Genomic DNA, 12,132 nt, shown 5'->3' on the forward strand with positions numbered 1-12,132 from the left:
GAAGCAGGTCAGTAGTGGATTCTAGCCGTTTCAGCGGTGTTTCTTCCGGGCTTCGCCGCTTTCTTGCTCAGTCCGGAGCGCCCCGGAGTGGAACGTCTACCGGGCGTTTCCAGGCATGCAAGAAGGCGCTTGATCCGCGGTCCTCGACGGCTACAATCAAGAGTGACTTCCGGGGCCTCCGTGCTTGATGGCAACGCCACCTGCCGGCCGTGATTGGTGGACCGTGATGCCGGATGCGGGGCATTGGAGTTGCGCCACGCTCGGGGACCACTTGATCCGGGCTCATCACCTGAAAGGAGTTACCGTGAAAGAACACCCTCCTGAAGGCGAGCGAATCTCTGGCACTTGATGCCATTGAGAGCAACAGGCGGGAAGAGTAGCTCAGGCGGCAGCGGGGATAAAACCGTGCTTCTTGAGCATCTTCAACCAGCGAGGGGCGTTGCGTGCAACAGATAGGGCTTCGAAGTCGGTTGCCGAGTCCCGGTAGTGCGTCTGTCGGCTGATCAACAGGAAGACCGTTTTGAGAATCTTGTGGGCGATGGCGACGATGGCGCGCTTATGCCCTCGTCGCAAGCGAAGCGCCTCGAACTTGGACTTGAAAGCACATCGCGTCCGACTGGCCGCGTGCGCGAACTGGCAAAGCAGGCGTCGGACCCAGGGGTTACCTTTTCGTATCCGTCCGGTCTTTCGCTTGCCGGCGGACTCGTTGTTGCCAGGACAAATGCCCACCCATGAGGCCAGTCGATCAACCGAGCCGAAGGCGCTCATGTCATTACCGATCTCGACCAGCAGCAAGGCGGCACCGACGGCGTCGATGCCGGGGATGGTCTGCATCAATGCCAGCGTGCTTCGGTAGGGTGTCAGTTGATCGAGCAGATACTGGTCGAAACGATCGATACGGCGTTCGAGCTCCTCGACGTGCGCGATCAATTCATGCAGCACGAAGCGGTGGTCGGCGGTGAGTTCGCCGTCGAGCGCGTCGAGCAGTTCCGTACGGTCGGCCTTGAGACGGTTGCCGGCGAGCATCAACACCTCGGCGGGAGAGTGCTCGGCGATCAGCGCCTTGACCATCGCCCGCCCGGCGACGCCGTGGATGTCGCTCACCACCACCGACAAACGAATGCCGCCGTCGGAGAGGATCTTGTGCACGCGGTTCTTCTCGCTCGAAAGGATGCCGACCAGCTGCTGGCGTTGTCGCCCGACGTGGCGCAAAGCCCGAAACTGTGCCGGCGGCACAAAGGACGCGCGTAGCATGCCGGCTCGCGCCAGCATCGCCAGCCACTGCGCATCCGCCCAGTCCGTCTTGCGGCCAGGTACGGTCTTCACGTGCCGCGCATTGACGACCGTCGCGACGATGCCGACCTGTTCCAGCGCCGCATGCGGACTCTTCCAGTAGATGCCGGTGCTCTCCATGACGACCATCTCGGCGCCGTGAGCGGCCACCCATTGCGCCATCGCCTGGCGGTCACGCTTGAAACCACCAAACTCGGCCAACTCGACACTCGTCTGGCCGGCCTCATCTTCCGTGATCGCACAGGCCGTGATCTTCGCCTGATGAACGTCCAGCCCGACGACACGCTTGTACAGTTTCGCCAGTTCCATCCGTTACTCCTTTCCCGTAAAGTCACGAACGGGTGGGAACGGCGCTTGACCGAAACAACCTGCAGGGTTGCCCCTGCGGCCTTTTTACCGTGCGCTCTCTACGAGGCAATCCGGGGTACGAGTCGGTTCAGCGGGTCACGTTAGGCATCGGGGTCCAACCACCATCTCATTGCTCGACCTCTGCCGTTTCCACCCACTCGTATTTTCTTTCATCATCCGGGGTGGCGCGAGCCGCCTCACGCAATGACCGTTAGTCATGAGAACAGTCCTCGCCGCCATTCTCCTGGTTTGCGCTTCAAGCCAGGTTCTCGGGCAGCAATCGAGCGCCTTGCGACTGAGCGATCTCCACGCCGGAGGTGCGACGCAGCTATCGAAGGATGAGCTGCACGCACTTCTTCCGGGGGCAAAGGTGGAAAGCCGAACCGTGCAGGGTTCCACCCGGCTTTGGGAGAACGTTGCCGACGGTAGTCTGCTCGCGTCCTCGGACAATCGTGGCGATCCGAGCACCACACGAAATGCCACTGCCCGTGGAACTTGGCAACTGGCTGACAATGGCACGTATTGCGTCCTTCTGGAATGGAAGAGGAAAACAGAGCAATGGTGTCGATTCATTTTCAAGTCCGGGGACAAATACTTCGCCGTGAAGTCAACGTCCGATCAATCCAGCGTGGCCCATGAACTCGTGTTTTCTCGCTGACACGGTCAGCTATTGCGGTGGCTTTTCTGGCGGGGCGCGTGGCCCTCGTCGGGTGACGATGGAGGTGCATGGCGGATCGCCGCGAACGGTCTTTATCAGCAGCCCACCAATCCGTGCGACTCGCAAAGCACGCGCTTGACCCAGGCGAGGACGATCCACAGCCAGAAAGTCACGAAGAACGCCAGCCAGGGCAGGTGTCGGTCGACAATCAGCTTCGGCGCCAGCCAACGCGTCACGCGGATCACCGGCCGGGTGACGGTGGTGAACAGCAGATAGATCGGATTGCTCGCCCGCCTGGCACCGGCCAGCAGCGCGACCGCCCCCTGACCGAGCAGCGCGAAAAGCGCAACTTCGATCAGCGCGCGCAAAATGCTGACGATGAACACGTCGGGATGGCTCATGGTATCTTGACGCTACTTTTTTCTACGGAAGCGGCGGGCTTGCTGATGGATTTCGAGTATTGGCGACATTATGCCCGTGCCTCGCTTTGGCAATTCCTCGAGCGCGAGGAAAAGGCTTTCGCCGAGTATCTGATTGCTGTTCGCCGCCAGCCCGATGATCTGCGGTCGGCACGGCATCTGGCGTGTATCGCTGCCGGCCAGCAGCGCCATGCGCTCGCCGAGAAGTGGTTCAGCGAATGTCTGCGGCTGGCCCCGGACGACGCCGACACGCACTACAACCACGGCTTCGTTCTCGAGCAGGCGGGTCGCTCGCTGGCGGCGATCGACGCCTTTTCGGAAGCGCTTCGGCGCAAGCCGGCGCTCGATTGCGCGTGGTACGGCATGGGTCTGGCGCACGCCCGTCTGGGCCAGCATGCGGCCGCCGCCGAGGCCTTCGCCCGTGCTGTCGAACTGCAACCGCTGCACGGCGAGGCCTGCTATCTGTGGGGCATGGCTTGTCACCGTGCGCAGCGTCATCCGGACTTCGAGCGTGTCGTCGAGCGGCTGGCCGGCTTCGATCCGCGGCTGGCGGCCAGGCTGGTGCGCGAGGCTGGCCGCCAGGATGATCTCGGGCCGCTGCTCCCCGAGATGCCCTTTTGAACGAGTGGCCGGCGGTCCGCTGACCTGGCTGCCTCGACGATGCGGCGAAGCGGCATCCCGGCTCTGATTTTCCCGAGGCCCTGCGGTCGCCAGACGGCGCCGCCGCTGCGGCTTGCGAGCACCGCGCCTGTCATATCTTTTTTGCATCATCTTTGCCTGGCGAGCGACCTGTGGTCGGGAAGCGGCGAGGCGCATGGAATTCCGGGGGTTTCATGCCGGCAGCCTTGCCGTAGGGAGCGATCTGCGGCATGATTTGGCTTCCTGCCGACGACGGCTATCCTTCGACTGACCTTTTAAAGAGCCGATGACCCAGCCGCGCCAGACCCCGCCACTACTGCTCAATCCCGCCTTGCGGGAAGCGATCGCGATCTAGGGCGCGCATGGGTTCGCTGCTGCGCCTGATCCGGGAACTCCTGCAAGATGCGGCGCGGGACCTGGCGCCGACGCTGATCGTCGTCGCCATTTTCCAGGGATTTTTCATCCAGCGCATGCCCGATAACCCGGGCGCGCTGATCGGCGGCTTTGCCGCCGTTCTGATTGGCCTGGCATTGTTCGTCAAAGGGCTGGACGCGGCGATCTTTCCGGCCGGCGAGACGATGGCTTTCGATTTTGCTCGTCGTGGCTCGTTTCTGTGGCTGATGGCTTTCGCTTTCTGCATCAGCTTCGCCTCGGTGGCCGCCGAACCGGCGCTGATGGCCGTCGCCTACAAAGCCGAGGTGGTTTCGGGCGGTAGTATGGGCGCAATGACCTTGCGCATGGTCGCCGCCCTGGCTGTCGGCCTGGCGATAATGGTCGGCGTCTGGCGTATCGTCCTCGGGCATCCGATCGCGCTATACCTGATTCCCGGCTACCTGATCGTCGTCGGCCTGACAGCCTTGTCGCCGCCCGAACTCGTTGGCCTGGCTTTCGATTCGGGTGGCGTCGTCGCTTCGACGGTGACGGCGCCGCTGCTGACAGCGATGGGCGTTGGCCTGGCAGCGACCATCCGTGGCCGCAATCCGATGCTCGACGGCTTCGGTCTGATCGCTTTCGGCGCGCTGGCGCCGATGATCGTCATCCAGCTCTATGGCATCGTGTTCTTTGTCCCGGCCGACCATGGTACCGCTGTGCTGCTGATGCCCACCGACGACGAGCATCAGTTGACGGCCTGGGCGCTGCTCGGCAACTTCCTGGGGATGGTCAAGAATCTGTTGCCGATCATCGCCGTCGTCCTGTTTTCGAGTTTCGTGATCCTGCGGCGGCCGCTCGCCGACCCCAAGGGCCTGGCGGTCGGCATGCTCTTCGTGGCGGTCGGCCTGTACCTGTTTGACGAAGGACTGCAGGTCGGACTGTTCCCGCTCGGCGACGAAATGACCAGCGGCCTGATGCAGGACGGCGCGGCGATGTGGGTGCTCTACCTTTATGGCTTCCTGATCGGTTTCGCCACCACCATGGCCGAACCGGCGCTGATTGCCCTGTCGATCAAGGCCGACGAAGTGAGCCTGGGTCAGCTCAAGGGCTTCTGGCTGCGGACCCTGGTTTCGATCGGCGTCGGCGTTGGCCTGGTCATCGGCTGTGCGCGCATCGTCGACGGCACGCCTATCGCCTACTGGCTGATCCCGGGTTACCTGCTGGTGATCGCCATGACCAGGCTGGCGCCGCGCTTCATCATCCCGATCGCTTTCGACTGCGGTGGCGTGACGACCTCGACGGTGACCGTGCCGCTGGTGACGGCACTCGGCGTTGGCCTCGCCGAACGGACGCCGGGCCGCGATCCGATGATCGACGGTTTTGGCCTGATTGCCTTCGCCTCATTGCTACCAATGATTATCGTCATGTCCTACGGCATCATCGCTACCTTGCTGCTGACGCCAAGGAAACAGGCCAAGGAGAGAACACCATGAAATTTTCTGCTGTTGTGCTGATCGTCCCGGACGAGGACGAGAATCGTGCGGTCGAGGTGCTCAAGCTAGCCGGCGCGGCCGGTATCACCATCCTCAAGGGCAAGGGCTTGCGACACAACGAGCGCAAGACCTTTCTCGGCCTTGGCCTCGAGCGCAAGGAGTCGCTGCTGCTCTGCGTGACCGAACAACAAATGGCGATGCGCATCCTCAAGGCGGTCAAGCTACAGATGAAGCTCGAACTTCCCGGCGGCGGACTGGCGTTTTCGATCGCGCTGGGCAGCGTCGTTGGCATTGGCCTGGAGCAAATGAAGCTCTTCCGCCGTGAAGTCGAGGAGGGCATGTGAGCCGGTTCGAGCCGTCACCCGGCTGCCGTGTCGATTACCGAGTATGATCATTGGATGAAGGAGCTGTAGTCATGTTGGTTGCCGGAATCATGAAGAAGGACGTCATCACCATCAGCCCGCTGGCGACCGTGCGCGAAGCCTTGATGATGATGAAGGCGCGCGGCGTCAAATCGCTGGTTGTCGAAAAGCGCCATTCTGGCGATGCGCACGGCCTTATCGCCTATCGCGACGTCGCCAGGGCGGTCATCGCCGACGATGGCGACATCGACCTGCTCAATGTCTATGACATCGCGCAGAAGCCGGCGCTGCAGGTCTCGCAGCATCTCGAGGTCCGTTATCTGGCGCGCTTGATGATCCAGTATGCGGTGAAGAGCGTGCTGGTGATCGACAACAACGATCTGCAGGGCTTCGTTTCAGATACCGATGTGGTGGCCAGTCTGATCGACCGGGCAACGCAGGAAAAATAGAACGGCCCGGCCATGGAAAAGAACATTCGACGCTATTCAGCCTACATTCCCCGCTGGTGCCAGGCTTTCGGCGAGCACGCCCCCGACCCTGGTGGTGAAGGTCGTGCGGTCGAGTGGTTGGTCGGCGCCGACGCCGTCGGCGTCGTCGTCCTGCCCGACATTCGGCGCCTGCTGACGCACGAACTGCTCGGTGCCAACAAACCCGAGCTCGAGTTTCGCACGCGATCGGTGCGTCTCAACCAGCGAACCTTCGACCAGAAGAACATTCTCGGGCATCCCGGTTACGCGGCCTTGCGCGAACTGCTCCTCGGCGACAGCGACGCGCACATGTATCTGACTTATCACCTGATTCACCCGCCAGGGACGCGGATCATCACGATTTCGCGCAAGGCACCGCTGCCGCTGCTGTACAAGGAGATGACGCCGCTGCGGGTGAGCGTCTGCGACTGAGCCGAGCGTCGGTTTTGTTGGCGTCGGTCGGGCGCGCGGGCAGCGCTCGGTGGCGCGCTTCGGCCAGCTGCAGGCGCGTCTCGAGGGCCAGGAAGCGATGATTGCCGGTGCTATAATTGCCGCTCATTTCATTGCCTTTTCCCGATGCTTATCACCCGCCGTCTAGAATTCGATGCAGGCCACCGTATCCCCGACCACAAGAGTCAGTGTCGCCATCTGCACGGCCATCGCTACGCGATCGAGATCACGCTCGGCGGCGAGATTATCCAGCAGGCGGGTGACCCGGCCAACGGCATGGTGATGGACTTCTCCGAGATCAAGGATCTCGCCCGGCAGCATCTGGTCGACGCCTGGGATCACGCCTTCCTGGCCTGGGCCGGTGACCAGCCGATCGTCGACTTTCTGCAGTCGCTGCCGGAACACAAGACGGTATTGCTCGACTGCGTACCGACCGCCGAAAATCTCGCCCAACGGGCGTTTGCGATTCTCGACGCCGTCTATCGCGATACCTACGGTAATCATCTGCGCCTTGAGCGCCTGCGTCTCTACGAAACGCCCAATTGCTGGGCCGAAGCGATTCGCGCCTAAACTGAGAGTCTTTGCTCGCGCTGGGCAAGCTCGCCGATTCTTGTACGATGGGCACGTGCGGACGAATCGCAAGGCCTTGACGATGACAGCTGAACAGTTTGTAGGCATCCACGAGCATACACGGTGGTGCGTAGCGGCGCCGACGACCGGCGGCCGTCACCGCGATCATCGTCCACCAGCCGGTCTTGAAGCGAGCGGCGCATGAGCGTTCGCATTCTCGATTGTGGCGACACGGCGCTGACCGTCGAGTTTGGCGACGGCGTCGACCGGCGCCTGCTGGCGGCGGTAGCCGCGCTTGATCAAGCGCTGGCGGGGTTGGTCGCCCGCGGCGAGCTGTGCGGCGTCGTCGAAACGGTGCCGACGTTTCGTTCGCTGACGGTCATTTACGATCCCTTGCGCACCACCCGTGGCGAAATCGAACCGACGATCCGGGCCGCCATCGGGCCGCCCGCTGCGGCGTCGGTAGCACACGGCCGTCGCTGGCAATTGCCGGTCTGCTACGGCGATCAGAGCGCCGCTTGCGGGCCCGATCTTGATGACCTGGCGGCGGCCTGCGGCCTGACGCCGGCCGAGGTGGTCGGGCTGCACTCGAAGGCGACCTACGACGTGTATATGCTCGGTTTCCTGCCTGGTTTCCCGTTCATGGGTGACCTGCCGGCCGTACTCTCCAGGCCCCGTCGCAGCGAACCGCGCTTGCGCGTGCCGGCCGGCAGCGTGGCGACGGCCGGCACGCTGACGGCGATCTACCCGTCCGCGAGCCCGGGCGGCTGGCACCTGATCGGCGCCTGCCCGGTGCCGCTGTTTTCTGCCACCTGGCCGCAGGCGGCGCTGTTGTTGCCCGGTGACCGGGTAAGCTTCCGCGCCGTCGAGCACGCCGAGTACCGGGCGCTGCTCGGCGAACTGGCGGCGGCGCGCACTTCGCCGCGGCCGCCGGAGTGGCTGTTGCTCGACGGCGCTGCCGAGCGATGAGCGCCGTCCTTGAAATCGTCAGCCCGGGGGCGATGGCGTCGATCCAGGACCTCGGTCGTAATGGTCTGCGCAAGGTCGGCGTGCCACGCGCCGGGGCGCTGGCAGCGGGCTGGCTGCGTCTGGCCAACGCCCTGCTCGGCAACGAAGAAGATGCGCCGGCGATCGAGTTCTTCGCTGGTGGCCTGCTGGTGCGCGCGCTGGAAGCACCGTTACGGCTCGCGCTGGCCGGTCATTTTTCCGCCGAACTGCGCACCGCCGACGAGTATCGGCGCGTCGATTCCTGGCGCAGCGTCACTCTCGCGCCTGGCGATACCTTGCGTTGCACAGCGCTGGCCGATGGTCGGCTGGGCTACCTGGCGCTGGCCGGGATCCGCGTTGCGCAGCAGCTCGGAAGCGCTTCGACCGACGCCCGCGCCGCTCTCGGCGGCCTTGACGGGCGCTTGCTCGCGCCGGGAGCGCGCCTCACCGCGGCCGCGTGCAGCGGCGACGAGATGATGCTGAAGGCGTCGCCAGCCGCCGACGCGTCGCCGATTCGCGTTGTTCTCGGTCCGCAGGATGACTATTTTGACGAGGCGTCGATTGCGCGCTTGCTGAGCGAGGCTTACCAGGTTTCGAGCGCTGCCGACCGCATGGGTGTTCGCCTCGAGGGCCGGCCGCTCCGGCATCGGCCGGAGAAAGGCGTTGAAATCACCTCGGACGCGACCGTACCGGGCTCGATTCAGGTACCCGGCCAGGGGCAGCCGATCGTCCTGCTCGCCGACGGCCAGACCGCCGGCGGCTATCCGAAGATCGCCACCGTGATCTCGGCCGATCTGCCGCGCCTGGCGGTGATGGCGCCGGGGCAGACGCTGCACTTTGCCGCGGTTTCGGTCGCCGCCGCCGAGTTGGCGGCGCGTGCACACGAGGCGGCGCTGCGCGCGCTGATCGCCGGCATCGGGCCGCTCGCCGAGCCCGGAGCGATCGATCTGAAAGCCATCTACGACGCCAATCTGGTCAGCGGTGTGGTCGATGCGCAAGTCCGTTGATGGCGCCCGATCGCTGACCGCCATGAGGAGTGAGCAATGAGCAGCGCAACGATCAATCTCAACGCCGACCTCGGCGAAAGCTTTGGCGCCTGGCAAATGGGCAACGATGCCGAACTGCTGCGGATCGTCGGCACCGCCAACATCGCTTGCGGCTTCCACGCCGGCGATCCGCTGGTCATGCGTCGTACCGTGCGGCGGGCGCTGGCGGCCGGCGTCAGCCTTGGCGCGCACCCGTCTTTTCCCGACCTGCAGGGTTTCGGGCGGCGCGCGATGCAACTCCCGGCAGCCGAGCTGGAAGCGATGCTGATCTACCAGATCGGCGCCTTGAGCGGCATCGCCAAGGCCGAAGGAGGGCGGCTGACGCACGTCAAGCCGCACGGCGCGCTGAACAACATGGCCTGTGAGGATACGGCGCTGGCGACCAGCGTGGTGTCGGCAATTCGCAGTCATGATCCATCGCTGATCCTCCTGGCGCCGGCCTTGTCGAAGCTGGCGTTCGCCGGCGAGGCGCTCGGTTTGCGCGTTGCTGCCGAGATCTTTGCCGACCGAACCTACGGCGAAAGCGGCAACCTGGTGCCGCGCAGCCAGGTCGGAGCGCTTCTGCATAGCGCCGACGAGTGTGTCGCGCACGTTTTGCGGATGCTCGATGCGGGAGGCATCGTGACCGTTGCTGGGCAGCTGATTCGCACCGAATTCCACAGTATCTGCGTGCACGGCGACGGCCCGCAGGCGGTCGCCGCAGCGAGCGCGATTCGCGCCTCGCTGCTCGCCGCCGGCATTCGCCTGCTGCCGCTTCCGGAAGTGCTCTAGCGGTCGGCCGAAGCTGCCATTTGCCCGGCGATGGTTTAGAATATCGGCATCGCCGCAGCGAGCGGCGAGCGGCGCGAGGCGCGGCAGAACCGGCGATCACGACGGGCTGCCGGCCGCACCGTCCAACAAGTCAGGGGCGAGGAGTTGTCTCCGCGCACCGGAAAGACGCCGATGCCTCACCGAATTCTCAGAGTCCCCGAGCGCGGCATGCTCGACGCCTACGAGCAGGTGCTCGCGTCGCGCGGTTTCGCCGCCGACAGCGCACAGCGCGCGGCCGCTGAGCGCTTGCAGCGCCTGTACTACGACTTGCTGTCGTTCAAGGTCGGGCGCGGCAGCACGCTGCGGCGCTTCTTCTCACCGCCCGCGGTGCCGCGCGGCGTCTATTTCTGGGGTGGCGTCGGGCGTGGCAAGAGCTTCCTGATGGACTGTTTCTTCGACGCCGTGCCGTATCGGCGCAAGCGGCGGGTGCACTTCCACGCCTTCATGCATGGCGTCCATCGCCAGCTGAACCAGCTCAAGGGCGAGAGCGATCCGCTGCTGCGCGTTGCCGAGAGCATCGCCAGCGAGGTTCGCTTGCTGTGTTTCGACGAGTTCCACGTCTCCGATATCGCCGATGCGATGATCCTTGGCCGGCTGCTCGAAGCGCTGTTCGAGAAAGGCGTGGTGTTCGTGATGACTTCCAACTACCCGCCCGACCGGCTCTATCCAAACGGCTTGCAGCGCGAGAATTTTCTGCCGACGATCGCCTCGATCAAGTCGCGCATGGACGTGCTGGAGATCGATTCCGGCGTCGACTACCGGCTGCGGACGCTCGAGCAGGTCGAGATTTTCCACTTTCCCGCGGATGCCGCGGCCGAACTGAAGATGGCCGATTACTTCAGCGCGATGGCCGGTGGCGAGGGCGCGGCTGGCGGCAGCGTCGAGATTCTCGGACGGCAGATCCCGACCAGGCGTCGCGGTAACGGGGTCATCTGGTTCGACTTCAAGTCGCTCTGCGGCGGGCCTCGTTCGCAGAACGACTATCTCGAACTGGCTCGTGGCTACCATACGGTGCTGATGTCGGCGATTCCCCGGATGTCGGTCAGCATGGCCTCGGAGGCCAGGCGTTTCACCTGGTTGGTCGATATTTTCTACGATCACAAGGTCAAGCTGATTGCTACTGCCGACTGCGGCCCCGATCAGCTCTACACCGAAGGCACCCAGGCCAGCGAGTTCTTCCGCACCGCCAGTCGTCTCACCGAGATGCGCTCGCGCGAGTATCTGGGGCTGCCGCATCTGTCGTGAGTGCGCCGTAGGGGCGCCCTGCGACTAGAAGAAGTCGAGATTCACGCACAGCCGGTTGCACCCCGATTCGCGCGCTGCGGCAAGCAGCGAGCGGACGCTGTCGATCAGCGCCGCGCTATCGGCGCCGGTGAATTCGCTGACGCCGCCGCTGATCGTCAGCGGCCCCAGCGGGTCGCTGACGTGCGTCGTTTCGACCACCTCGCGCAGGCGTTCGAGACCGGTAAGCGCGTCATTGACGCGGACGTTGGGCAGAATCAGCAGGAATTGGTCGCCGTCGAAACGACCGATCATGTCGAATTCGCGCAGGCTCGTGCCGAGCAGCCGGGCCAGGTCGACCAGCGCGCTTTCGCCGGCCTGCGCACCGCGCGCCAGGCAGAACTCCTGGAAGTCGTCGATGGCAACCAGCGCCAGCGCGAAGGGCGTCCCGTAGCGACGAGCGCGCCGTCCCTCGTCGTCGAGCAGCAGCGCGATATAGCGCTCGCTGAAAACGCCGGTCAGCGGATCGTGCGTCGGTAGTTCGCGGGTCTCGTTGGCCAGCCAGTTGTGCCGGCTCAGGTCGGCCAGCGTCAGCAACACGCGCCGCAGGCTGCCGTCGGCAGCGAACACCGGGAAAGCGCTGGCGGAACACCAGATCGGTGGTGCTCCCTCGCCGCGACGAATGCCGATCGGCCGCTGCAGGAGGGTTTGCCGAGTCTGCCGTACCTGCGCTTCCAGGCGATCATCGGCGGCCAGTGGCTGGCCGTTTTCTTCTTCCCAGATGGCCGTCGCGTTGCCCAGCAGGACTTCGGCCCGAGCGTTGCGCTGCAGTAAAGAATCGTCAGCCGCGAAGACCAGCAAGCCGATGCCCAGGCTATCGAGCAGCAGCGCATAACGTCCAATCTCGTCGTCATCGGCACGAAAATCGACGAGCGGCAGGTGGTCCGGGCTATCGGTCATCGACGGGCTGGGCACTCACGGGGCGACGTTTGCATCC

General features: G+C 64.3%; 14 protein-coding genes. 11 read left to right on the forward strand and 3 right to left on the reverse strand.

The features are described 5' to 3' along the window. Positions 1–381 precede the first annotated feature (381 nt). Complete coding sequence (locus QZ656_RS15610) at positions 382–1,602, reverse strand: IS110 family transposase (RefSeq protein WP_291991569.1); 1,221 nt, start codon at positions 1,600–1,602, stop codon at positions 382–384. Between the two features lie 256 nt (positions 1,603–1,858). On the opposite strand from QZ656_RS15610, the gene QZ656_RS15615 reads away from it, so the two are divergent. Further along, positions 1,859–2,299 carry a hypothetical protein gene (locus QZ656_RS15615; protein WP_291994259.1) on the forward strand — a complete coding sequence of 147 codons (441 nt, stop codon included), beginning with the start codon at positions 1,859–1,861 and terminating at the stop codon, positions 2,297–2,299. Positions 2,300–2,394: 95 nt separating this feature from the next. Here QZ656_RS15615 and QZ656_RS15620 read toward each other — a convergent pair whose 3' ends face one another. Beyond that, positions 2,395–2,700 carry a hypothetical protein gene (locus tag QZ656_RS15620; RefSeq protein WP_291994260.1) on the reverse strand — a complete coding sequence of 102 codons (306 nt, stop codon included), beginning with the start codon at positions 2,698–2,700 and terminating at the stop codon, positions 2,395–2,397. On the opposite strand from QZ656_RS15620, the gene QZ656_RS15625 reads away from it, so the two are divergent. The 10 genes from QZ656_RS15625 to zapE all read left to right on the forward strand — a co-directional run bounded on the left by QZ656_RS15625 (position 2,692) and on the right by zapE (position 11,159). Beyond that, positions 2,692–3,339: a tetratricopeptide repeat protein gene (locus tag QZ656_RS15625; RefSeq protein WP_291994261.1), complete on the forward strand. Its 648-nt coding sequence runs from the start codon at positions 2,692–2,694 to the stop codon at positions 3,337–3,339. The two genes, QZ656_RS15620 and QZ656_RS15625, sit on opposite strands and share 9 nt — an antisense overlap. A 380-nt stretch (positions 3,340–3,719) precedes the next feature. Beyond that, positions 3,720–5,222 carry a DUF1538 domain-containing protein gene (locus QZ656_RS15630; protein ID WP_291994262.1) on the forward strand — a complete coding sequence of 501 codons (1,503 nt, stop codon included), beginning with the start codon at positions 3,720–3,722 and terminating at the stop codon, positions 5,220–5,222. Next, complete coding sequence (locus tag QZ656_RS15635) at positions 5,219–5,566, forward strand: transcriptional regulator (RefSeq protein WP_291994263.1); 348 nt, start codon at positions 5,219–5,221, stop codon at positions 5,564–5,566. Before QZ656_RS15630 ends, QZ656_RS15635 begins: the two co-directional genes overlap by 4 nt. Positions 5,567–5,637: 71 nt before the next feature. Then, positions 5,638–6,033 (forward strand): CBS domain-containing protein, encoded by a 396-nt coding sequence (locus QZ656_RS15640; RefSeq protein WP_291994264.1) that lies wholly within the window; start codon positions 5,638–5,640, stop codon positions 6,031–6,033. A gap of 12 nt (positions 6,034–6,045) precedes the next feature. After that, positions 6,046–6,483 (forward strand): hypothetical protein, encoded by a 438-nt coding sequence (locus QZ656_RS15645; RefSeq protein WP_291994265.1) that lies wholly within the window; start codon positions 6,046–6,048, stop codon positions 6,481–6,483. A gap of 144 nt (positions 6,484–6,627) precedes the next feature. Continuing rightward, positions 6,628–7,071 carry a 6-carboxytetrahydropterin synthase QueD gene (gene queD, locus QZ656_RS15650; protein WP_291994266.1) on the forward strand — a complete coding sequence of 148 codons (444 nt, stop codon included), beginning with the start codon at positions 6,628–6,630 and terminating at the stop codon, positions 7,069–7,071. Positions 7,072–7,272: 201 nt separating this feature from the next. Next, positions 7,273–8,040, forward strand: a complete 768-nt coding sequence (pxpB, locus tag QZ656_RS15655) for a 5-oxoprolinase subunit PxpB (protein ID WP_291994267.1) — start codon at positions 7,273–7,275, stop codon at positions 8,038–8,040. Continuing rightward, on the forward strand, positions 8,037–9,065 hold the full coding sequence (locus QZ656_RS15660) for a biotin-dependent carboxyltransferase family protein (RefSeq protein WP_291994268.1): 1,029 nt from the start codon (positions 8,037–8,039) through the stop codon (positions 9,063–9,065). The genes pxpB and QZ656_RS15660 overlap by 4 nt, the downstream gene beginning before the upstream one ends. 36 nt (positions 9,066–9,101) lie before the next feature. Continuing rightward, a complete protein-coding gene (locus tag QZ656_RS15665) occupies positions 9,102–9,875 on the forward strand; it encodes a 5-oxoprolinase subunit PxpA (protein ID WP_291994269.1) in 774 nt (257 codons plus the stop codon). Positions 9,876–10,046: 171 nt separating this feature from the next. Further along, positions 10,047–11,159, forward strand: coding sequence for a cell division protein ZapE (gene zapE, locus QZ656_RS15670; protein WP_291994270.1), 1,113 nt, complete (start codon positions 10,047–10,049; stop codon positions 11,157–11,159). A 24-nt stretch (positions 11,160–11,183) separates the two neighbouring features. On the opposite strand, the gene QZ656_RS15675 is transcribed toward zapE, so the two are convergent. Then, complete coding sequence (locus QZ656_RS15675; RefSeq protein ID WP_291994271.1) at positions 11,184–12,095, reverse strand: diguanylate cyclase; 912 nt, start codon at positions 12,093–12,095, stop codon at positions 11,184–11,186. Between the last annotated feature and the right edge of the window lie 37 nt (positions 12,096–12,132).

Origin of the sequence: Candidatus Accumulibacter sp. ACC003 (assembly GCF_907163085.1) — a bacterium.
Lineage (GTDB): Bacteria > Pseudomonadota > Gammaproteobacteria > Burkholderiales > Rhodocyclaceae > Accumulibacter.

What these genes read in the sequence shown, in the direction of transcription:
- QZ656_RS15610 (WP_291991569.1), bottom strand. Translation starts at nt 1,602, where the DNA reads ATGGAACTGGCGAAACTGTACAAGCGTGTCGTCGGGCTGGACGTTCAT.
- QZ656_RS15615 (WP_291994259.1), top strand. Translation starts at nt 1,859, where the DNA reads ATGAGAACAGTCCTCGCCGCCATTCTCCTGGTTTGCGCTTCAAGCCAG.
- QZ656_RS15625 (WP_291994261.1), top strand. Translation starts at nt 2,692, where the DNA reads ATGGCTCATGGTATCTTGACGCTACTTTTTTCTACGGAAGCGGCGGGC.
- QZ656_RS15620 (WP_291994260.1), bottom strand. Translation starts at nt 2,700, where the DNA reads ATGAGCCATCCCGACGTGTTCATCGTCAGCATTTTGCGCGCGCTGATC.
- QZ656_RS15630 (WP_291994262.1), top strand. Translation starts at nt 3,720, where the DNA reads ATGGGTTCGCTGCTGCGCCTGATCCGGGAACTCCTGCAAGATGCGGCG.
- QZ656_RS15635 (WP_291994263.1), top strand. Translation starts at nt 5,219, where the DNA reads ATGAAATTTTCTGCTGTTGTGCTGATCGTCCCGGACGAGGACGAGAAT.
- QZ656_RS15640 (WP_291994264.1), top strand. Translation starts at nt 5,638, where the DNA reads ATGTTGGTTGCCGGAATCATGAAGAAGGACGTCATCACCATCAGCCCG.
- QZ656_RS15645 (WP_291994265.1), top strand. Translation starts at nt 6,046, where the DNA reads ATGGAAAAGAACATTCGACGCTATTCAGCCTACATTCCCCGCTGGTGC.
- queD (WP_291994266.1), top strand. Translation starts at nt 6,628, where the DNA reads ATGCTTATCACCCGCCGTCTAGAATTCGATGCAGGCCACCGTATCCCC.
- pxpB (WP_291994267.1), top strand. Translation starts at nt 7,273, where the DNA reads ATGAGCGTTCGCATTCTCGATTGTGGCGACACGGCGCTGACCGTCGAG.
- QZ656_RS15660 (WP_291994268.1), top strand. Translation starts at nt 8,037, where the DNA reads ATGAGCGCCGTCCTTGAAATCGTCAGCCCGGGGGCGATGGCGTCGATC.
- QZ656_RS15665 (WP_291994269.1), top strand. Translation starts at nt 9,102, where the DNA reads ATGAGCAGCGCAACGATCAATCTCAACGCCGACCTCGGCGAAAGCTTT.
- zapE (WP_291994270.1), top strand. Translation starts at nt 10,047, where the DNA reads ATGCCTCACCGAATTCTCAGAGTCCCCGAGCGCGGCATGCTCGACGCC.
- QZ656_RS15675 (WP_291994271.1), bottom strand. Translation starts at nt 12,095, where the DNA reads ATGACCGATAGCCCGGACCACCTGCCGCTCGTCGATTTTCGTGCCGAT.